At 70.5% G+C, this 20,137-nt stretch carries 15 protein-coding genes and 2 pseudogenes; 9 read left to right on the top strand and 8 right to left on the bottom strand.

Annotated elements, in window-relative coordinates; translation table 11 throughout:
* Positions 1 to 49: 49 nt before the first annotated feature.
* Positions 50 to 772: an alpha/beta fold hydrolase gene (locus C3492_RS13940; protein ID WP_103812076.1), complete on the bottom strand. Its 723-nt coding sequence runs from the start codon at positions 770 to 772 to the stop codon at positions 50 to 52.
* Between the two features lie 151 nt (positions 773 to 923).
* Here C3492_RS13940 and C3492_RS13945 point away from each other — a divergent pair, with 151 nt between their 5' ends.
* Entirely contained in the window at positions 924 to 1,316 is a 393-nt protein-coding gene (locus tag C3492_RS13945) for a helix-turn-helix domain-containing protein (RefSeq protein WP_103812077.1), read from the top strand.
* A gap of 350 nt (positions 1,317 to 1,666) precedes the next feature.
* Positions 1,667 to 2,496, top strand: a pseudogene (locus C3492_RS13955) (alpha/beta fold hydrolase).
* Here C3492_RS13955 and C3492_RS13960 read toward each other — a convergent pair.
* Positions 2,483 to 2,884, bottom strand: coding sequence for a hypothetical protein (locus C3492_RS13960; RefSeq protein ID WP_103812078.1), 402 nt, complete (start codon positions 2,882 to 2,884; stop codon positions 2,483 to 2,485). The pseudogene C3492_RS13955 and the gene C3492_RS13960 overlap by 14 nt on opposite strands.
* A 473-nt stretch (positions 2,885 to 3,357) precedes the next feature.
* Here C3492_RS13960 and C3492_RS13965 point away from each other — a divergent pair, with 473 nt between their 5' ends.
* Complete coding sequence (locus C3492_RS13965) at positions 3,358 to 4,209, top strand: methyltransferase domain-containing protein (RefSeq protein WP_103812079.1); 852 nt, start codon at positions 3,358 to 3,360, stop codon at positions 4,207 to 4,209.
* A 97-nt stretch (positions 4,210 to 4,306) separates the two neighbouring features.
* On the opposite strand, the gene C3492_RS13970 is transcribed toward C3492_RS13965, so the two are convergent.
* The 4 genes from C3492_RS13970 to C3492_RS13985 all read right to left on the bottom strand — a co-directional run bounded on the left by C3492_RS13970 (position 4,307) and on the right by C3492_RS13985 (position 10,819).
* On the bottom strand, positions 4,307 to 5,557 hold the full coding sequence (locus C3492_RS13970) for an alpha-L-fucosidase (RefSeq protein WP_103812080.1): 1,251 nt from the start codon (positions 5,555 to 5,557) through the stop codon (positions 4,307 to 4,309).
* 3 nt (positions 5,558 to 5,560) lie between these two features.
* Positions 5,561 to 8,605, bottom strand: coding sequence for a glycoside hydrolase family 38 C-terminal domain-containing protein (locus C3492_RS13975; protein ID WP_103812081.1), 3,045 nt, complete (start codon positions 8,603 to 8,605; stop codon positions 5,561 to 5,563).
* Between the two features lie 109 nt (positions 8,606 to 8,714).
* Positions 8,715 to 10,052, bottom strand: coding sequence for a 6-phospho-beta-glucosidase (locus C3492_RS13980; protein WP_103812082.1), 1,338 nt, complete (start codon positions 10,050 to 10,052; stop codon positions 8,715 to 8,717).
* A complete protein-coding gene (locus C3492_RS13985) occupies positions 10,049 to 10,819 on the bottom strand; it encodes a DeoR/GlpR family DNA-binding transcription regulator (protein ID WP_103812083.1) in 771 nt (256 codons plus the stop codon). Before C3492_RS13985 ends, C3492_RS13980 begins: the two co-directional genes overlap by 4 nt.
* Positions 10,820 to 10,946: 127 nt before the next feature.
* Between C3492_RS13985 and C3492_RS13990 the strand changes: the two genes are divergently transcribed.
* Genes C3492_RS13990 through C3492_RS14010 form a run of 5 tightly spaced genes read left to right on the top strand, consistent with a single transcriptional unit; the run spans position 10,947 to position 18,071 of the window.
* Positions 10,947 to 11,969: a carbohydrate kinase family protein gene (locus C3492_RS13990; protein WP_103812084.1), complete on the top strand. Its 1,023-nt coding sequence runs from the start codon at positions 10,947 to 10,949 to the stop codon at positions 11,967 to 11,969.
* Positions 11,970 to 12,026: 57 nt separating this feature from the next.
* Entirely contained in the window at positions 12,027 to 13,313 is a 1,287-nt protein-coding gene (locus C3492_RS13995; protein WP_103812085.1) for an ABC transporter substrate-binding protein, read from the top strand.
* Complete coding sequence (locus tag C3492_RS14000) at positions 13,313 to 14,269, top strand: carbohydrate ABC transporter permease (protein ID WP_103812086.1); 957 nt, start codon at positions 13,313 to 13,315, stop codon at positions 14,267 to 14,269. Before C3492_RS13995 ends, C3492_RS14000 begins: the two co-directional genes overlap by 1 nt.
* Positions 14,270 to 14,283: 14 nt before the next feature.
* Positions 14,284 to 15,147: a carbohydrate ABC transporter permease gene (locus tag C3492_RS14005; RefSeq protein WP_103812087.1), complete on the top strand. Its 864-nt coding sequence runs from the start codon at positions 14,284 to 14,286 to the stop codon at positions 15,145 to 15,147.
* Entirely contained in the window at positions 15,144 to 18,071 is a 2,928-nt protein-coding gene (locus C3492_RS14010; RefSeq protein ID WP_103812088.1) for a glycoside hydrolase family 2 TIM barrel-domain containing protein, read from the top strand. The genes C3492_RS14005 and C3492_RS14010 overlap by 4 nt, the downstream gene beginning before the upstream one ends.
* Positions 18,072 to 18,423: 352 nt before the next feature.
* Here C3492_RS14010 and C3492_RS14015 read toward each other — a convergent pair whose 3' ends face one another.
* Together C3492_RS14015 and C3492_RS14020 are read right to left on the bottom strand one after the other, a co-directional pair.
* Entirely contained in the window at positions 18,424 to 19,356 is a 933-nt protein-coding gene (locus C3492_RS14015; RefSeq protein WP_103812089.1) for an NADP-dependent oxidoreductase, read from the bottom strand.
* Positions 19,357 to 19,400: 44 nt separating this feature from the next.
* Positions 19,401 to 19,775 carry a hypothetical protein gene (locus tag C3492_RS14020; RefSeq protein WP_103812090.1) on the bottom strand — a complete coding sequence of 125 codons (375 nt, stop codon included), beginning with the start codon at positions 19,773 to 19,775 and terminating at the stop codon, positions 19,401 to 19,403.
* Between the two features lie 59 nt (positions 19,776 to 19,834).
* Between C3492_RS14020 and C3492_RS14025 the strand changes: the two are divergent.
* Positions 19,835 to 20,068: pseudogene (locus tag C3492_RS14025) on the top strand (aldo/keto reductase); the annotation flags it as partial.
* Between the last annotated feature and the right edge of the window lie 69 nt (positions 20,069 to 20,137).

Genomic DNA, 20,137 nt, shown 5'->3' on the forward strand with positions numbered 1-20,137 from the left:
CATGGATCAGTCCGAACCGGGTGATCAGCAGAGCGAATTGCCAGGCTGATCAGAGCTTGAGCAGCAGTTCGCTCAGCTCTGCCGGCATGGTGACCATGCAGTCGTGCCCGGTCGGCAGTTCCCACACCCGTGCGGGAGAACCATTGGGCTGTATCGGGGGGACGGGCCTGCGCGTTATGCCTTCCGGTTGCACACCGACGCAGTGGATGTGCGAACGCGGAATCAACTCCATCGCCGGGTTGTCCAGGCGGACCGGTTGCTGCAGGCAGCGCACCGGATGGTCGGAGAGCATCGCGCGCAGCCACGCGACGTCCACCGGGTCGGTGACACCGAACAGACCGTAGGGCGGCGGCATTTCGGGCAGCGGCGGAACGCGCCAGCCGCTGCCGGACTGCGCGGCCTGGTCGATCAGGTGCTGGGTGATGGGCTGGACGTCGACGGCGGTCTCGCCGTGCTCGGGGACCATCGCGTCCAGATACACCAACTGCGCCACCCGCTCCGGGACCTCGTTGGCGACCGACGAGATGACCAGGCCCGCGTAGCTGTGACCGACGAGTATCACGTCGGTCAAGTCCTCCTCGTGGATCAGCTTGACGGCGTCCTCAACGTGTGTATCGAGCCCCACCGTGGGACTGAGCAGGTGTGCCTTGTCGCCGCAGCCGGTCAGCGAGGGTGCGAACACGCGATGTCCGGCCGACTCCAGCAGCGGGACCACCCGCTCCCAGCACCGGCCGCTGTGCCAGGCACCGTGTACCAGCAGGAATGTCGACATGTCAGTCTTCCTCTCCGGGCTGCGCGGGCGCGGGAACGAGCAGTTCCCATCCGTGCCTCGGTACTCTTTGAGAACCGACATCATCGTGGTGCACCTACGATGCCCCGAGCAATAAGGCACATTTCGGTGCCCCGGTTCCCTGGAGGTGACCATGAGCGCCGCAGGCAGTGAGTCACGGCCGGGCCGGCAGGAGGAGCCGTGCCGGACCCGCGAAGTGCTCGGTATCGTCGGTGACAAATGGTCGTTGCTGGTCGTGCGCAACCTCAGCCAGGGGCCGCGCCGCTTCACCGAACTCAAGCGGGCCATCGACGGAATCAGCCAGCGCATGCTCACCGTCACCCTGCGCAGCCTGGAACGCGACGGAATCCTCACGCGGACGGTCCGCAACGTCATGCCGCCGCACGTCAGCTACGAACTCACTCCGATGGGCAAGACCCTCCGGCAGGCCACCGCGCCCCTGCTGGAGTGGAGCATCACGCACCTGGCAGACATCGACGCCGCCCGCGCCGCGTACGACGCCCGCCCCGACGCGCCGCCCGCCTAGCCTCTGCCGGGCATCTGGTCGGCACCGACCTGCCGGTCACCGCAACGACGGCCGTACTGCGCACCGATCGTCGCAGGGCACGCCGGCGGGTCCGGCGTGCGCCGAGAGGCGAGTGCCACGGCCCGGAGGACGAAGCCCGCTTGGACCGACGTGCAGTGGTTCGGTTGCCGCCGTGCCGGAAGCAGCCGCGTGGAGACCGACTCCTCGCACGTGGTCGTGCTCGCTCACCCGGACGAGGTCGTGGACCTCATCCTCCAAGCGGTCGGGGTCGGCCGGTGCACCGCGTTGGCCCGGGCGCGGCGACTCGCACAACGCACAACTGACCATCCGACACAGCAGGGGAATCAGCGATGAGTACAGTCACCACGCCGGACGGCACCGTCATCTTCTACAAGGACTGGGGTCCACGGGACGCCCAGCCGATCGTCTTCCACCACGGCTGGCCGCTCAGCTCCGACGACTGGGACGCCCAGTTGCTGTTCTTCCTCTCCCAGGGGTACCGGGTCATCGCCCACGACCGCCGCGGGCACGGGCGATCCAGCCAGCCCTCGACCGGCCACGACATGGACACCTACGTCGCCGACGTCAACGTGCTGGCCGACGCACTCGACCTACAGGGGGCCGTGCACGTCGGGCACTCCACCGGCGGCGGCGAGGTCGCGCGCTATGTGGCGCAGGCCAAGCCCGGCCGGGTCTCCAAGGCGGTACTCGTCGCGGCCGTCCCGCCGGTCATGGTGAAGAAGGACAGCAACCCCGAGGGCACCCCGATCGAGGTCTTCGACGCGCAGGCCCGTTCTACGGCTTCAGCCGGCCCGGGGCCCAGGTGTCCCAGGGACTGATCGACCGGTGGTGGTGGCAGAGCATGATGGGCGCGGCGATCGCGCACTACGAGTGCATCAAGGCGTTCTCGGAAACCGACTTCACCGAGGACCTGAAGAAGATCGACGTCCCCGTCCTCGTGATGCACGGGACGGACGACCAGGTCGTTCCGTACGCCGACTCGGGCCCGAAGTCCGCCGAGCTGCTCAGGAACGGCACGCTCAAGAGTTACGAGGGTTACCCCCACGGGATGCTGTCGACGCACCCCGAGGTCCTCAACGCCGACATCCTCGCCTTCGTGGGGGCTGAGAGCGAGAGCCTCGCGCGGACACCGCTGGTGCGGGGGCTCACTTCACCTTGACCGTCACCGTGGGCGAGTAGACCTTCTCGGACCCGCTCACGCCCGCGATCCGCAGATGCTCGGCGCCCTTGGTGTTGAGCTTGGCGATCAGGGCGTACGAGCTGCCCTTCTTGACCTTGGCGGTCGCCCTGAGCGGGGTCCACTTGCCGGACTTCTCGTGCTGGAGCACGAGCGGGGAACCGACCTTCAGGCCCTTCGTGCGGCCGGTGAACGTCACCGTGTCCCCGGCCTTCACCTCGGTCTTGTCGGCCTTCACGGTGATCGAGGCCATGGTGCTGGGGCTCGGGCTCGCGGCCAGGGCTCCGGTCGTCCCGCCGGAGAGCAGCGCCACGGAGAGAGCACCGGCGCCGAGCGTACGAAGGCAGTGGTGACGGAGTGCGGAGGTCATGTGTGTCTCCCGTCCTGTCGCTCAACGGACCCTCCCAGGCTGGCGCCGGGACGCGCCTCTCGCCACTCCGAGCCGCCGCGGCCACAGCGATCACCTTTGCCGCATCAGCCTGCTGACCTGGTCTTCTACCGGGCCGGCCACGCCCCGAAACCCGACGGCCAGCCCCGGCGGCCCAGAACGACGACGAAGTTGAACACTTCAACCGCCCGTTGCTCACCACCATCACCGCCGCCACTACGACGTAAGGGGTTCGCCGATGCTCGTACACTCGTGACGTGGCATTCATGAGCACCCCGCACTGCTGCTTCCTGTGATCGGAAGGCGTTGAGGGCGATGTCGGACGGCATCGCCCTCCTTGGCGTGCCTGCTTCGTGAACCACGCTTCCCACGCTGCCCGTTCCTCTTTCCGGCAGTGACGCTCCGGGCGCGTGCAGGCACGGTCCCTTCCCTCCACGACCTGCCAGGAGTGCCTCATGCCCGTGTCGCTTCCCCCTGCCCTCGAACTCTCCCTCGACCTGCTGCGTTGCCCGACGTGTCGCACCCGCCGCCTGCACCCCGGGCGCGGCGCGCTGCGTTGCCCTGTGGGCCATACCTTCGACGTCGCCCGCCATGGCTACGCCAGCCTGCTGACGGGCACCCGCGCCACCAGCGGCGACGACGCAGCCATGGTCCAGGCCCGGGGCCGGTTCCTGTCCACCGGCGCCTACGCGCCCATCCGCGAAGTCGGGGCCCGTTTGGTGGCCGACGCCATGTCTGAGCAGGCCACGGTCGTGGACGTGGGGTGCGGCACGGGCTACTACCTGGCCGGCGTACTCGACCGGCTGCCCGGCGCCCGTGGGCTGGGGCTCGACACGTCGGTGCGCGCGCTGCGCTCGGCAGCCCGTGCCCACCACCGAGCCGCCGCGGTGGCCTGGGACGTCTACCGTCCCTTCCCGCTCGCCGACGCGGTGGCCGACGTCGTGCTGGACGTGTTCGCCCCGCGCAACCCGGCCGAGTTCCACCGCGTGCTGCGCCCGACCGGAAGGCTGATCGTGGTCCGTCCCGGCGGGCGACACCTGGCCGAGCTGCGCGAACGGGTGCCTGGGATGGTCGCCATCGACCCGGCCAAGGAACCGCGCCTGCACCGGGCGCTGAACCCCTTCTTCGAGGCGGTCGTCACCGAACGGGTGGAGTACGCCGCGACCCTGTCGAGGCCGGATGTCCTGGCCCTGGTGGCGATGACGCCGAGCGCACGCCACGTCAGCCAGGCGGACCTCAGCCGGGACGGCTTCCTGCCCGATCAGGTCACCGTTTCCATACAGGCCACTGTCTACCAGCCTCGGTGACGACGAGCGGGCACACGCGCCCGCCGGCAGCGGGCACGCGAGCGAGGCGCGGTGAGGTCCGGTCCTCAGGTCTCCGGACGCACAGGCATCACCGGGGTCAGAACCGGCCGGCCCCCCGGTACAGCTCCAGTTCGCCGTCCAGTTCGACGGCGAGGACGGTGGCGTACGGGTCGAGGTCGGACTCGGCAGGCGGGTCGATCCACAGCACCCCGACCGCCTCGTGGAGTCCGCCGATCACCCGGTGGCGGAGTTCGGTGCCGGTACCGAGGACGGTGACCTTGTTGACCTTGGTGGCCAGGCCCCGGACGCCGATCTCGGCGCGCGGGGCGTCGAACACCGTGAGGTAGAGGGTGCGCCGGTCGGGAGAGAGGGTGCTGGGACCGTAGTGGTGCCCGGGCGGGAGGCCGCGCACGGTGCCGTACACGGCCTGCGCGTGTGTGCGGATCCACTCCCCCAGCCCCTCCAGGCGCTCGACCTGCGGCTGCGGGATGGTGCCGTCCTCCATGGGGCCGACGTCGAGCAGCAGGTTGCCGCCGCCGCCGATGGTCTCCGTGAAGTAGCGGATCAGCTGGGCGAGGGACTTGTGGTTGTGGTCGTGGTGCTGGTAGCCCCAGGAGTCGTTGATCGTCAGGCACAGTTCCCAGGGGCCGTCCGGGGGCACGATGGGGGCGCCCTGTTCGGGGGTGGCGTAGTCGCCCTCGCTGAGCATGCGTGCGTTGAAGACGACGTGCGGGACGTACGAGCGGATGAGCGCGGCCAGTTCGGGGATGCGCCACTGTTCCTCGCTGCGTTCCCACTCGCCGTCGAACCACATCAGGTCCGGCCGGTAGCGGGAGGCCAGCTCCCGTATCTGTCCGTCCCGGTACGCGATGAACCGCTCCCAGGCGTCCAGGTCCTCGTCCTCGGCGGCCACTTCCGAGTAGCGGTTGTCCTCCAGCTCCGGCGGGCGGCCGGGTTTGCGGGTGCTCGCGTAGTCGGGGTGGTTCCAGTCGGAGTGCGAGTAGTACAGGCCGACCTTCAGGCCCTTGTCGCGCAGGGCTTCGGCGTAGGGGCCGAGGTAGTCCCTGCCGAGGTTGAGGTCGCCGTGCGCCGTGTCCCACAGGGCGACGCCGTCGTGGTGGCGGCTGGTCAGGACGGCGTATCGGGCGCCGGCGCGGGCGAACAGGTCCGCCCACGCCCGGGGGGCGTAGTGGGCGCCCGTGAAGCGCTGCAGCTGGGACATGTACTGGTCGTGCGGCACGATGTCGTCGTAGAAGGACCAGGACTCCTGGACCCCGTCGACGGCGTAGATGCCCCAGTGCACGAAGATCCCCAACTTGGCGTCGGTGAACCAGGGTTGCATGGCCATCGGTCAGCTCCTGCGCAGGCGGAGGGTGAGGATCTGGAAGGGGCGCAGCTCGACGGGCACGGTGTCGCCGTCGGTGGTCGCGGCTTCCAGGGGGCGTTCGAGCAGGTCGGTGACCTGGGCGGCGGCGAGGGGGAAGCCGGTGCGCAGGAGGCCCTGGGCGCGGCCGCCGCGGGACTCGTAGAGGCGGACCACGACGTCGCCGGAGGAGTCGTCGGCGAGCTTGACCGCCTCGACGGTCACTCCCTCGCCGTCCACCGAGACGACGGGCCGCGGCTCGCCCGCCGCCTCGGCGATCCGCAGCGGCAGGTTGAGGGCGTAGCCCTCGGCGACCGCGTCCGCGATGCTCGCGCCGGGCAGGAGGGAGTAGGTGAAGCGGTGCCGGCCCTGGTCGGCCCCGGGGTCCGGGACGCGCGGGGCGCGGACCAGGGAGAGGCGGACGGTGGTGGTCGTACCGCCGTCCTCGCGGACCGTGCGGGAGACGTCGTGGCCGTACGTCGAGTCGTTGATGACGGCGACGCCGTAGCCGGGCTCCGCGATGTGCACCCAGCGGTGGCCGGAGACCTCGAAGCGGGCCGCCTCCCAGCTGGTGTTGGTGTGGGTGGGCCGTTGGACATGGCCGAACTGGATCTCGGCGGAGGAGTGCGGGGCACGGATGTCCACGGGGAAGCCGGCCTTGAGGAACTTCTCCGCCTCGTGCCAGTCGATGTCCGTCTCGAAGTCGATCCGGGGGCTGCCGGCCCGGAGCGTGATCGTCTGGGTGATCTTCGAGCCGTTACCGAACGAACGGCTGACACGGATCGCGCCGAGGAGCGGGTCCTGCTCGACGACCGTGATCTCCGAGGGGTCCAGCAGGTCCGTGTAGCGGTTCCTGTAGTGCTTGTCGACGTCCCAGGCGTCCCAGTAGTTGGGGAGGTCGGTGTGCAGGCGCAGGAGGTTGCCCTTGTCGGCGAGGACCTCGCGGTTCGCCCGCAGGTCGTACACCGAGGCCAGGGTGCCGTCGTCCGCGATCCGTACGCGCACCAGGCCGTTGTCGATGACCCGGCCGTCGACCGTCACCGGCCGCGGAGCCTGGGCGCCGCCGGTCAGTGGCGCGCTGCCGCTCGCCGGGACCTCGACGTACACCGGCGCACCCGCACCGTCGCGGACGACCTCGGCGCGGGCGTAGGGGCTGGTGTTGAAGACCCGTGCGGTGCCGGTGCCCAGCGCGGCGATCGCCTCGGCGGTCAGCGCCTCCAGTTCCCCGGCGACGCGCGCGTATTCGGCCTCGGCCTCGCGGTGCACCCAGGCGATCGAGGAGCCCGGCAGGATGTCGTGGAACTGGTGGAGCAGGACGGTCTTCCAGAGCCGGTCGAGCTTCTCGTGCGGGTACCGGTAGCCGGGCGCGTGCAGGGCGGCCGTCGTGGCCCACAACTCGGCTTCGCGCAGCTTGTGTTCGCTGCGCCGGTTGCCCTGCTTGGTGCGGGCCTGGGAGGTGTAGGTGGCGCGGTGCAGCTCCAGGTAGAGCTCGCCGACCCAGACCGGCGCGTCCTCGTACTCGGCGCGTGCCTTGGCGAAGAACGCGTCCGGGTGCTCGATCTCGACCCGCGGGGAGCCCTCCAGGTTCTTCAGGCGTCGGGCGCGCTCCATGATCTCGCGGGTGGGGCCGCCACCGCCGTCGCCCCAGCCGAACGGGGCCAGCGACCGGGTCGCGGCGCCCTTCTCGGCGTAGTTGCGGACCGCGCGGGACATCTCCTCGCCGCTGAAGCAGGCGTTGTAGGTGTCGACGGGCGGGAAGTGGGTGAAGATGCGGGTGCCGTCGATGCCCTCCCACCAGAAGGTGTGGTGGGGGAACTTGTTGGTCTGGTTCCAGGAGATCTTCTGGGTGAGGAACCATTCGTTGCCGGCCAGCTTGGCGAGCTGCGGGTAGGCCGCGTTGTAGCCGAAGGAGTCGGGCAGCCAGACGCCCTTGGTCTCCACACCGAAGTGCTCGATGAAGAACCGCTTGCCGTGCACGAACTGGCGGGCGACTGCCTCGCCGCCGGGCAGGTTGCCGTCGGCCTCCACCCACATGCCCCCGACCGGCGCCCACTGGCCCTTCTTGACCGACTCCTGGATGCGGCCCCACACGCGCGGGTGGTTGTCGCGCACCCACTCGTACTGCTGGGCCTGCGAGCAGGCGAAGACGAACTCCTCGTACTCGTCCGCCAGCGACGTCACGTTGGAGAAGGTCCGGGCGGTCTTGCGCTTCGTCTCGCGGATCGGCCACAGCCAGGCCGAGTCGATGTGCGCGTGGCCCACGCCGGAGATGCGGTGGGCGCTCGCGTGCGCCGGCTTCGACAGCACCGGTTTCAGTGCCGCGCGGACGGCGGGCGCCGAGCCGGAGATGTCGTCCAGGTCGAGCAGGTCCATCGCGTGGTCGAGGGCGTGCGTGATCTCGTGCCGGCGCGGGTCGTGTTCGCCCAGCTCCAGCATCAGCTCGCGCAGCACCTGCAGGTCCAGGTCGAGGTGCCAGACCTCTTCGTCGAGGACGGCGATGTCGGCGCGCTTGAAGGTGTAGAGCGGCTTGTCGCCTGCCGTCAGGACGTCGCCGAGCGGGGTCGGGGCCGCGAAGTCGCCGGCGAGGATGTCGGGGTTGGAGGCGGCCTCAAGCAGGTAGTCGACGACCTCGCCGCCGGTCGCCGGGTTGGCGATCGGCACGTACTGGTTGAGCGGGTTGACCGCCTTCAGCGGGGTCCCGTCGGTGCGGTGGACCAAAGCCTCGGCCTGGTTGCCGGGCCAGTCGCCGACGAAGCCGAGGTCGATGACGGCCTCGACGCGGCGACCCGCGAACTCGGCGGGCACCCGGCCGTGCAGCCGGAACCAGGTGGTGCCCCAGGGCGGGCCCCACGGGGTGTCCACGGCGAACGGCTCGTACGGGGCGGCCGCGGCTTCCTCGAAGGGCACCGGCTCCCCGGGGGCCTGCCAGGCCGCCACCTCGAAGGGGACGGTGGCCGCGTGGATCGCGGGCTTGATGCGCTGGTTGTGGAGACGCTCTACGCGCTCCTCGATCCGGCGGCGTTCGTCGTGCATGGAGGTCTCCAGAAGAGGGCTGAAGCACCGGCTGATCGGCTCGCCAGGTGAGGTGGGCAGGCCGGCGGTCTCCGGATGAGGGCTGGAAGGCGCTTGCTGAGCGGCTGGGCTAGGTGAGGTAGGCCAGGCCGGGATGGACCGCGGTGTAGCCCTCGACCAGCCGGCGGGCGACGTTGACCGAGTCGACCAGCGGGTGCAGCGCGAACGCCTTCACGGCCGTCGCGCGGGAGCCGGACTCGGCGGCCGCGAGCACCTCGCGCTCGACGGCCTTCACCGCGCAGACCAGACCGGTGGCGTGGTCGGGCAGCGGGTCGACGGCGACCGGGTGGGCGCCGTTGGCGTCGACGAAGCAGGGCACCTCGATGACGGCCTCCCCGTCGAGCACCGACAGGGTGCCGCGGTTGCGGACGTTGAGGATCAGGGTGGTGCGCTCGTCGCGGGCGATGGCGCGCATCAGGGCGAGGGCGACCTTCTCGTAGCCGCCGGAGAGGTCGTCGGCGTCGCGTTCGCCGGCGCCCGCAGTCTCCCTGTTCTCGGCCATGTAGGTCGCCTCGCGCTCGGCGCGGGTGCGGTTCCAGACGTCCAGGGCCTTCACGCCCGGATCCCCGACCTGCTGGTAGAAGTGCGCCTGCTGGTCGCACAGGAAGGCGCCGCGGGTCTTCTCGGCCTGCTGGTAGGCGCGGACGGCCTCGCGGTTGAAGTAGTAGTAGTGCAGGTATTCGTTGGGGATCGCGCCGAGGGACCGCAGCCAGTCGGTGCCGAAGAGCTTGCCCTCCTCGAAGGAGCCGAGCAGGCCGGGGTCGGCGAGCAGGCGCGGGAGCTCGTCCCGGCCCGCGACGCGCAGGCCGCGCACCCAGCCGAGGTGGTTGAGGCCGACGTAGTCGATCCAGGCCTCCTGCGGATCGGCGCCCAGGACCCGGGCGATACGGCGGCCGAGGCCGACCGGGGAGTCGCAGATGCCGATGACGCGGTCGCCGAGGTGGCGGGACATGGCCTCGGTGACCAGGCCGGCGGGGTTGGTGAAGTTGATGACCCAGGCGTCGGGGGCGAGGCGGGCCACCCGCTGGGCGATGTCGACGGCGACGGGGACCGTCCGCAGACCGTAGGCGATACCGCCCGCGCCGACCGTCTCCTGGCCGAGGACGCCCTCGTCCAGGGCGACCCGCTCGTCGTTCGCGCGGCCCTCCAGGCCGCCGACGCGGATCGCGGAGAAGACGAAGTCGGCACCGCGCAGGGCCTCGTCCAGGGACGTGCTGGTGGTCACGGTCGGGGCGTCGTCCACGGTCGACGCCTGTTCGGCGAGCACACGGGCGACCGCCCGCAGCCGGCCGGCGTCGAGATCGTGCAGGACGACCTCGGTCACCCGCCCCTCGCCGCGGTCCGTCAGCAGTGCCCCGTACACCAGCGGCACCCGGAATCCACCGCCGCCCAGGATCGTCAGTTTCACGTCCGTACCCTTCCTGCTCCTGCCATGACCACCTCGACGCCGGCCTCCTCCAGGGAGGACCGGGTCGCCGGGTCGATGGGAGCGTTGGTCACCACCATGTCCAGGTGCTCGGGACCGCATACCTTCGCCATACCCGTACCCGGGAACTTGGCCGCGTCGGCGAGCAGCACCACCTTGTCGCTCGCGTCGATCATGGCTCGCTTGACCGGCACTTCCACGACCGTCGTGTCCATCACCTGTCCGCCCGGACGGACCCCGCTGGTGCCCAGGAACAGCCAGTCGGCGTGCAACTGGCGCAGGTTGTCCTCGGTGAGGAAGCCGACCAGGGACCGGTACTCGCGCCGGACCATGCCGCCGAGCAGCACCAGTTCGATGCCCTCATCGTCGGCGAGCTCCTCGTAGACGACCAGGTTGCTGGTGATGACCGTGAGGCGGCGGCCGTGCAGGTGACGGGCCAGCCGGTAGGCGGTGGTGCCGATGTCGAGCAGCACCGACTGGCCGTCGGCGACCATGGCCGCGGCACGCTCCGCTATGGCGTCCTTCTCGGCCACGCGCACCCCGGCGACCTCGGCGAAGGGCTGGTCGCCCTCCTCCACGACCGCGCCGCCGTGCACCCGCGTGAGCAGCCCGTCCTCCTCCAGCTTGACGAGGTCGCGCCGGATCGTGGCGGGGCTCACGCCCAGCTGCTCGGAGAGATCGGTCACGGCGGCGGGACCACCCGAGCGCAGGGCCCGCAGGATGAGTTGATGTCGTCGTTCTGCCAGCACGCCACGAACACTACTCTTCATCTTCAATCAAATCCATGCTCACTTCTGCTCGACTATTGACCAATCTCGGCGAGCGGCGCACGATTCCGGTCATCGAAATTGACGAGTTCTGACGAGAGGGTGGCGTGTGGACGACGACAGGCCCGATGTGCTGCTGACCGGGCTGCTCTTCTACGACCTCGTCCTCACGGGGCTCGCGAAGCCGCCGGCACCGGGCGAGGAGATCTGGACGGCCGGTATGGGCTGCGGCCCCGGCGGGATCGCGAACCTCGCGGTGGCCGCGTCCCGGTTCGGTCTGCGCACCTCGCTGGCCACGGTCTTCGGCGACGACTTCTACGGCGAGCACTGCCGGGACGTCCTGCGCGACCAGGAGGACGTCGACCTCTCGCTCTCCCGCACCGCGGACGGCTGGCCCACCCCGGTCACCGTCTCCCTCGCACACGGCGGCGACCGCGCCCTGATCACCCACGGCCAGGAGCCGCCGTACTCGCAGGACGCGCTGATGGGCGACCCGCCCGAGGCGCGCACCGCCCTGGTGCACCTGGATGCCGAGCCGCGCGAGTGGATCGCCAAGGCGGCCGCGAACGGCACCCGCGTCTACGCGGACGTCGGCTGGGACCCCACCCAGCAGTGGTCCCGCGACCTGCTCGACCAGCTCGCGCTGTGCCACGCCTTCCTCCCCAACGAGCACGAGGCCATGGCCTACACCCGCACCGACACCGCGGCCGCCGCGCTGCGCGCCCTCGCGGAGCTGGTCCCGGTGGCGGTGGTGACGCGCGGGGGTCATGGCGCGGTGGCCGTCGACCAGACGACCGGCGAGTACGCGGAGGTCCCGGCCCTCGACGTGGACGTCCTCGACGCGACGGGCGCGGGGGACGTCTTCGGGGCGAGCTTCGTAGCCGCCTCGCTGGGCGGCTGGCCGCTGGCGGAACGGCTGCGGTTCGCCGTCCTCGCCGCCGGACTGTCCGTCCAGCACCCCGGCGGCGCGCTCGCCGCCCCCGGCTGGTACGGCGTCGACCGCTGGTGGCGCTCATCGGCGGCCGACCCCGACCTGAGGCGCGCCTACGGTTTCCTCGCGGACAGGCTGCCGGCCGACCCCGGCCCACCGGTGCGGTACGCACCCGTCACTCCCCCCGCACGGCGGCACTGACCCCCACCCCCACGTTCATGCGAAGTCACGAAAAGACCCCGAAAGGCGGTGGGAGCTGTGCGGCTCTCACGTAGAGGCCTGCTGCGCGCGGGCCTGGCCGGTACGGCCGCCACGGCGCTCGGCGGCCTGGCGTCCGGCTGTGCCGTGCCGACCGGTTCCACCGGCCGGAACATGGTCCTGTGGTACTGGGACGGCGGGCTCAGCGACACGGTCGTCCAGAAGGCGACGACCCGCTACGACGCCGACGTCGACCTGCAGGCCATCAAGATCGGCGGCTACTACCGGTCGAAACTGCTCACCACCATGACCGGCCGGGCCCACATCCCCGACATCGCGGGCCTCAAAGGCGAGGACATGGCGTCCTACCTGCCCAACGCCGACCAGTTCGTCGACCTCAGGACCCTCGGCGCCGACAGGTACAAGAGCCGGTACCTGTCCTGGAAGTGGGAGCAGGGTCTCGCCGACGACGGCACGATGGTCGGGTTTCCGATCGACTGCGGGCCGGTCGCGCACTTCTACCAGTACCCCGTCTTCCGGAAGGCGGGGCTGCCCTACGAACCCGACGACGTCTCCCAGGAGCTGAACACCTGGGAGAAGTTCTTCGCGGCCGGCGAGCAGCTGAGGAAGAGGATCCCGGGGACCTGTCTGCTCACCGACATCACGTCCGTCTTCACCAACGTGGTGCAGCAGGGCAGCGAGCGGTACGTCGACAAGGACCGGCACTTCATCGGCGACCAGGCGCATGTGCGCCACGCCTGGGCACTGGCCGTGGAGGCCAAGCAGCGGAAGATCGTATCCGACCTGGTCACCGGCACACCGGACCAGCTGTCGGCCGTGCAGGACGGCAAGCTGCCCAGCCAGCTCGGCGCCTCCTGGGCGACGTACGACCTCAAGAGCGGGGTACCGAAGACCAAGGGCAAGTGGCGCGTGGCGCAGATGCCGGTGCGGCCCTCCAACAGCGGTGGATCGTTCCTGTCGATCACCAAGGCGTGCCGGGAGCCCGAGCAGGCATTTCAGATCATCACCTGGATCCTGGACGCCGCCAACCAGGCCCAGGGGTACGTCGACGCGGGTCTGTTCCCGTCCACCCCCGCCACGTACGACATGAAGCAACTGCGGGATCCGGACCCCTTCTTCGGCGGTCAGGTGACCACTGACGTCTTCGGCCCCGCCGCGCAGAAGATCGTGGTCGCCTACAACAGTCCGTACGACGTGGCGCTCTCGCAGCCCCTGCTCGACGAGATCAAGAACGTCGGCGTCCTGGGCAAGGACCCGGAGAAGGCCTGGAGGGACGCCATGGGCAAGTGCCGTCGGATCGCCGAGCACCTGGGGGTGAGCTACTGATGGCCACCGCACTCGAAAAGCCAGCGCCGACCGTGGAAAGCGTCACGACCGGCCGCCCCCGTACGGGGCTGCGCAAGTACTGGCACCTCTATGCCGCGATCTCCCCCTTCTACCTCCTCTTCCTCTGCTTCGGCCTGATACCGGTCGGCTTCTCGCTCTACGTCTCCCTCCACCGCTGGGACGGTCTCGGCCCGATGGAGTGGGCGGGTCTGTCGCAGTACCAGTACCTGCTGAGCGACAGCGACTTCTGGCAGTCGGTCGGGAACACCATCGTCATCTGGGCGCTGGCCACCTTCCCCATGATCTTCCTGGCGATGGTGACGGCCGTGATGCTGAACTCGGCGGTCCGCTTCAAGAACGTCTACCGCTTCGCCTACTTCCTGCCGAACGTCACCTCGGTGGTGGCCGTCGCGATCGTCTTCGGCTCGGTCTTCTCCACGAACTTCGGCCTGGTGAACGCGTTCCTGCAGGCGGTCGGCCTCGATCAGGTGGCGTGGCTGAACACGCCGTGGGGCATCAAGATCGCCATCGCGACGCTGATGACCTGGCAGTGGACCGGCTACAACGCGATCATCTTCCTGGCCGGCCTGCAGACCATCCCGAGCGAGCTGTACGAGGCGGCCCGCATGGACGGCGCCGGTCCCGTGCAGACCTTCTTCCGGATCACGCTGCCGATGCTGCGGCCGGTGCTGCTGTTCGTGCTCGTGGTGTCCACGGTCACCGGCCTGCAGAGCTTCTCCGAACCGCAGGTGCTGCTGCAGAACACGGCCAACGAGTCGACGTTCTCCGGTGGTCCCGGCCACGCGGGCCGGACGATGGTCCTCTACTTCTTCCAGCAGACCTTCGACAACAACGACTTCGGCTACGGAGCCGCCGTGGCGTGGGGCGTCTTCCTCGTCGTCATCCTCTTCTCGATCGTGAACTGGCGCCTGGTGCAGCGCCGGGGCGAAGACTAGGAAGGCCGGTCACCATGGCATCCATCCAAGGAACCCGCAGGCCCCAGCGCATCCGGGGAACCTTCACCCGGGGCATCGCGCTGCACGCCGTCCTCATCGTCGGTCTGGTGCTGTCGGCCTTCCCGTTCTACTGGGCGGTCATCATGTCGACGCACACGTCGTCGGAGATCTTCGCCTACCCGCCGAAGCTGCTGCCGGGCTCGCACTTCCTGGAGAACGTCCGCAACCTCTTCCACAGCGTCGCCTTCTTCGGCTCGATGGGGAACTCGCTGCTGGTGGCGGGCTCGGTGACCTTCCTGGTCCTGTTCTTCGACTCGCTGGCGGCCTTCGTCTTCGCCAAGTTCGACTTCCCCGGCAAGAACGCGCTGTTCGCACTGCTCATGGTCATCTTCATGGTGCCGGCGCAGCTGTCGGCCATCCCGCAGTTCGTGATCATGGCGAAGCTGGGCTGGATCGGCTCGATGACCTCGCTGATCGTGCCGGCCGCGGCCAACGCGTTCGGCATCTTCTGGATGCGCCAGTACATGAGGGGCGCCATCCACGACGAACTCCTCGACGCCTCCCGCATCGACGGCGCGAACTTCCTCCGCCAGTACTGGCACGTCGCCCTGCCGGTCGTCCGGCCCGGCCTGGCCTTCCTCGGCATCTTCACCTTCATGGGTCAGTGGAACGACTACGCCTGGCCCCTGATCGCCCTCACCAACCCCCGCAACGTCACCCTCCAGGTGGCCCTGTCCCAGCTCAACGGCACGCACGGCACCACCGACTACGGAATCGTCGTGACCGGCGCGCTCCTCGCCCTCGTCCCCCTGCTGATCGTCTTCGCGATCGGCGCCAAGCAGATCATCGGCGACCTCGGCAAGGGAGCCATCCGGTGACGGACCCGCTTCTGGCACTGCGCCCCTGGCAGGCACCCGAGGTGACCTCCTGGGGGCGGCTGCCGATGAACGCCGTCGACCGGCGCTCCGGCGCCCTCTGCCTGGACGGCGACTGGCGCTTCCAGCTGCTGCCGACGCCGGAGGCGACGGTCCACGGCACATGGTCGAAGGCACACGTCCCGGGCGCGTGGACCATGCAGGACACCGACGACCTGCCGCAGTACACCAATGTCCGTATGCCGTTCCCGGAATTCCCTCCACAGTCGCCCGCCGCCAATCCCACCGGTGTGTACGAACGACACGTGGACGTCCCCGCCGACTGGGCCGGCCGCCGGATCGTCCTGCAGGTCGGGGCCGCCGAGAGCGTGCTGCTGGTCCACGTCGACGGACGGCCCGTCGGCCTCTCCAAGGACTCCCACCTGGCCGCCGAGTTCGACCTGACCGGCTTCGTACGCCCCGGTGAGCCCTCGGTCGTACGGCTGACGGTGGTCAAGTGGTCCGACGCCACGCACATCGAGGACCAGGACCAGTGGTGGCACGGCGGGATCACCCGTTCCGTGCTGCTGTACACGACCGACCCCCTGCACCTCGCGGACGTGACCGTACGGGCACGCCAGGACGGCGACCTGCGAGTGGACTGCCTGGTGCGCAACGCGGCGGGCGACCGGGCGCTGCCCGCGGGCTGGTACGTCACCGGTGACCTGGACGGTGATCCCCTCGCCCAGGACGCCGAGTTCGACCGGCTCAACGCGGCGGACGAGCGGGTCTCCGACTTCCTGGGCGAGGCCCGTGTCCACGCCGTCGTGCCCGAGGTGCGCACCTGGAACGCGGAGCAGCCCGAGCTGTACGGGCTGACCGTCCGGCTGCACCGCTCGGACGGCACGGTCGCGGACTCCTCGTACCACCGCGTCGGTTTCCGGGACGTCAAAATCGTCGGCCGGGACCTGCTGGTCAACGGCGAGCGGGTCTTCATCCGGGGCGTCAACCGGCACGACTTCCATCCGCTGACCGGGCGGACGGTCTCGTACGACGACATGCGCGCGGACCTGGTGCTGCTGAAGCGGTTCGGCTTCAACGCGATCCGCACCTCGCACTACCCGAACGACCCGTGGCTGTACGACCTCGCCGACGAACTGGGCTTCTACGTCGTCGACGAGGCGGACATCGAGTCCCACGACCACGCCCATGAGATCGCCGACGACCCGCGCTACCTGAACGCCTTCGTGGATCGCGTCGCGCGCATGGTGCTGCGCGACAAGAACCACCCCTCGATCATCGTCTGGTCGCTGGGCAACGAGTCCGACTACGGCGCCAACCACGACGCGGCGGCGGGCTGGGTGCGCCGGCACGATCCCACCCGGCCGATCCAGTACGAGGGCGCGGCCAAGCGCGGCTGGGCCGATCCGGACGTGGCATCCGACATCGCCTGCCCCATGTACGCGCCGCTGGAGGACTGCCTGGCACACGCGCTGTCCGGGGAGCAGACCAAGCCCCTGATCCAGTGCGAGTACTCCCATGCGATGGGCAACAGCAACGGCACGCTGGCCGACCACTGGGCCGCCATCGAGTCCACTCCGGGTCTTCAGGGCGGGTTCATCTGGGAGTTCTGGGACCACGGAATCCTCCAGCGCGTGAGCGACGGCAGGCCGGTCGGGCGCGCGGGCGCCGGACTCCACGGCAACGGTGTCGCCGCGCCCGGCCACCGCTGGGCGTACGGCGGTGACTTCGGCGAGACCCTGCACGACGGGGCGTTCGTCGCGGACGGGATCGTCTTCCCCGACCGCACTCCCAAGCCCGCGATGTACGAGCACCGGGAGATCGCGGCGCCGGTCCGCATCCGGTGCTTCAGGCACGAGGGCGTCGTCCTCGCCAACCATCAGCACTTCCGTGGCCTGGACTGGCTGACCGGCACCTGGGAGCTCGCGCTGGCCGACGGCCGTACCCTGACCGGCCCGGCCGAACTGCCCGATCTGCGGCCGGGTGAGACCGCGGCCGTACCGCTGCCGTTCGCGGTGCCGGCCGACGGCGGCGAGGCGTGGCTGACGCTGCGGGTGACGACGGCGGAGGACCAGGCGTGGGCGCCGGCCGGTACGGAGGTGTGCACGCCCCGGATCCGGTTGCGGGCGGCGGACGCCCCGAGGGAGCCGGTCGTGGCCGGGCCGGCCGTCGAAGTGGACGCCGAGGGGCTGCTGCGCCACCCGCTGCTGACCACCGCCCCGACGCTGTCGCTGTGGCGGGCGCCCACCGACAACGACGAGCTGGGCGGGATGGCGATGCGGTGGCGCGCCTGGGGCCTGGACCGGATGGTGCGCAAGGTCGTCTCCGTACACCGGGACGGCACACGGGTGACCGTGGAGGCCGCATACGCCTGCACCCTCGGCGTGGTACGGCACCGGCAGGCATTCACGCCTGTCGGGGGCGGCGTCCGCGTCGACGAGTCGGCCGAGCTGCCCGAGGAGTTCCACGACGTGGCCCGCATCGGCTCGGTCTTCGAGACGGTGGCCGGGCTCGATCTGCTGGAGTGGTTCGGACAGGGTCCCTGGGAGTCGTATCCGGACCGGGCCGCCGGAGCACCGGTCGGCCACCACGCGCTGCCCGTCGACGACCTGTTCACCCCGTATCTGCGGCCACAGGAGAGCGGAGGCCGGCACGGCGTACGGCGGTTCACCCTGTCGTCGCCCGGCGCCACCGGACTCGCGGTCGAGCTGGACGAGCCGCGCCAGGTCTCCGTCACCCGCTACCGCGCCGAAGACCTCACCGCCGCCGCGCACCACGACGAACTCACGCCGCGTCCCGGCTGTGTGGTCCACATCGACGCCGCTCACCGGGGCCTCGGAACGGCCTCCTGCGGCCCCGACACCTTCCCCGCCTACCTCGTCTCACCGGGGGTGCACCGCTGGAGCTGGACCCTGCGCATGGTGTGAGCCCCCGACGTCTCCGGCGGTGCCGCAATCGACCTCACCGTCACCCCGGTCGACGAGCCGACCGGGGTGACGGACGTGCGCAAGACGGCCCACCGGCCCCCAGTACCGCCGGCGGCTGCGTTGAGTCCTGGTCAGCTCTTTCGGACCGCGCCTCCATGCAATGTGCCGCGGCGTCCGGGCGCCAGGGCCCCACCCCGCGCGGCGGGTGGCGAACGCTTCCTCCCAGGACGCGGGTTCTCGGCCGAGCCGCGTACGCGGGGAGTCGCTGTCGCCTCGCAGGCAGCGCCGTTCGTGGTTCTCCCGGCGCCGCCTGCGCCTCCTTCGGCCGCGGACCTCGCGACTCGACGAGCGGTTACGGGACCAGGACGATCTTTCCGGTCGTGTGGCCGGCCATGCTCTCGCGATGGGCTGCCGCGGCCTCAGCCAGCGGATAGCTCGACGCCACTATGACGCGCAGCCGGCCGGCCGCCGCGGCTTCCGTCAGGTGCAGGCGGGCGGCGTCCCGGATGCCGGTTCCGGGGTCCGCGCCGGGCGCGCCGCCGAGGAGTTTGATCCCCGCCTGGGCGCCGCGCTGGAAACCCGCGATGGTGGCGATGCGGGAACGGTCGGCCACGAGTTCCAGGGAGACGTCCACCGCCTCGTCGGTGCCCACCAGGTCCGCCGCGGCGTCCACACCGGACGGCGCGGCAGCCCGTACCCGGTCCGCCAGTCCCGGCCCGTACGCGACCGGGATCGCTCCCAGCTCGCGCAGCACCTCGTGCTTGGCCGGGCTCGCCGTCGCGACCACGGTGGCTCCGCGTGCCACCGCCTCCTGGACGGCCACGAGGCCGACGCCTCCCGCGGCGCCGTGGATCAGCACCGTGTCGTCCTTGTTCACACCGGTCGCTTCGAGGACGTGTACGGCGGTGACGCCCGCGGCCAGCAGCCCGCCGGCCTGTTCCCACGACAGGGCCGCCGGCTTCGGGATGACGGACTCGGCAGGAACGACGAGTTCGGCCGCGTAGGCGCCGGGCGCCCTGTAGGCGATCACCTCGTCACCCACCGCGATCGGACCCGCGGGGCCGGTCGCGTGGGCGCCCACCGCCGTCACCACGCCGGCCGCTTCCAGGCCGAGCCGGAGCGGCAGCCGCTGCGGGTCGGCGCCGAAGGCACCGCTGTACGTCTTGTGGTCGAAGGGGTTGACTCCGGCCGCGCGGACCGCGATGCGCACCTGACCCGGGCCAGGCTCCGGGACGGCGACGTCGGTCAGGGACAGGACCTCGGGGCCGCCGTACGCGGCGGCCACTACTGCTTCGCTCATATCGGAGAACAGCCCGTTGCCTGAGGCGTTCATTCCCGCGAGCGGGGCCCTTGCTGCGTCCCGCGACGAGCGGTCGGCTGCACGCCGTCACTGTCCGGGTTGAGCTCGCCGGTGTCGTACATCTGCTGGAGGGCCGGCAGCGCCTCGGCCGGCCAGTCGGGGAGCCCGGTCGCCAGGAGCCCGTCGAGCACCTGCTGGGCGGGGACGTGGTGGCAGGGGACATCCTTGCTGGCGGCCTTGCCGACGAGCGCGGCACAGTCCGCTGAGGACAGCGCTTCCCGGCCGGTGGTCAGCACGGTCTCCCTGCGGTGGTCGCCTTCGACGAGCAGGGCGGCGGCCACTTCCGCGCCGTCGCGTGCGTCCGCCATCGTGATCGTGGCGTCGGCTTCGACCGCCCCGGCCATCACACCGGCGTCACTCGCTGTGGACCCGGGACCCCGAGGCTGAGGTCCTGCCGACCTGCGTGTCACTCGGCGTCGGCTTCGTGCCGTTCAGCCCGTTCGGCAAGGGCTTCCTGACCGGGACGGTGGACGCCTTCACCTCGTTCACGGACGGCGACGTCCGCACGACCGTCCCCCGCTTCACGACGGAGAATCGCGCGGCGAACCAGGTTCTCGTCGACCACGTCGCGACGCTCGCCAGGGCAAAGGAGGCCACCCCCGGGCAGGTCGCTCTCGCCTGGCTCCTCGCCCAGCTCGCAGAACATCCCGCCGCCGGGGACTCCGAGCCGACACACGTATCAGATCCGGCGCAGTACGGGACGGGC

Origin of the sequence: Streptomyces sp. Ru62 (assembly GCF_002920615.1) — a bacterium.
Taxonomy (GTDB): domain Bacteria; phylum Actinomycetota; class Actinomycetes; order Streptomycetales; family Streptomycetaceae; genus Streptomyces.

Excerpts from the sequence above, each read along its gene's own strand:
- C3492_RS13940 (WP_103812076.1), bottom strand. The coding sequence starts at position 772 with ATGTCGACATTCCTGCTGGTACACGGTGCCTGGCACAGCGGCCGGTGC.
- C3492_RS13945 (WP_103812077.1), top strand. The coding sequence starts at position 924 with ATGAGCGCCGCAGGCAGTGAGTCACGGCCGGGCCGGCAGGAGGAGCCG.
- C3492_RS13960 (WP_103812078.1), bottom strand. The coding sequence starts at position 2,884 with ATGACCTCCGCACTCCGTCACCACTGCCTTCGTACGCTCGGCGCCGGT.
- C3492_RS13965 (WP_103812079.1), top strand. The coding sequence starts at position 3,358 with ATGCCCGTGTCGCTTCCCCCTGCCCTCGAACTCTCCCTCGACCTGCTG.
- C3492_RS13970 (WP_103812080.1), bottom strand. The coding sequence starts at position 5,557 with ATGGCCATGCAACCCTGGTTCACCGACGCCAAGTTGGGGATCTTCGTG.
- C3492_RS13975 (WP_103812081.1), bottom strand. The coding sequence starts at position 8,605 with ATGCACGACGAACGCCGCCGGATCGAGGAGCGCGTAGAGCGTCTCCAC.
- C3492_RS14000 (WP_103812086.1), top strand. The coding sequence starts at position 13,313 with ATGGCCACCGCACTCGAAAAGCCAGCGCCGACCGTGGAAAGCGTCACG.
- C3492_RS14005 (WP_103812087.1), top strand. The coding sequence starts at position 14,284 with ATGGCATCCATCCAAGGAACCCGCAGGCCCCAGCGCATCCGGGGAACC.
- C3492_RS14020 (WP_103812090.1), bottom strand. The coding sequence starts at position 19,775 with ATGGCCGGGGCGGTCGAAGCCGACGCCACGATCACGATGGCGGACGCA.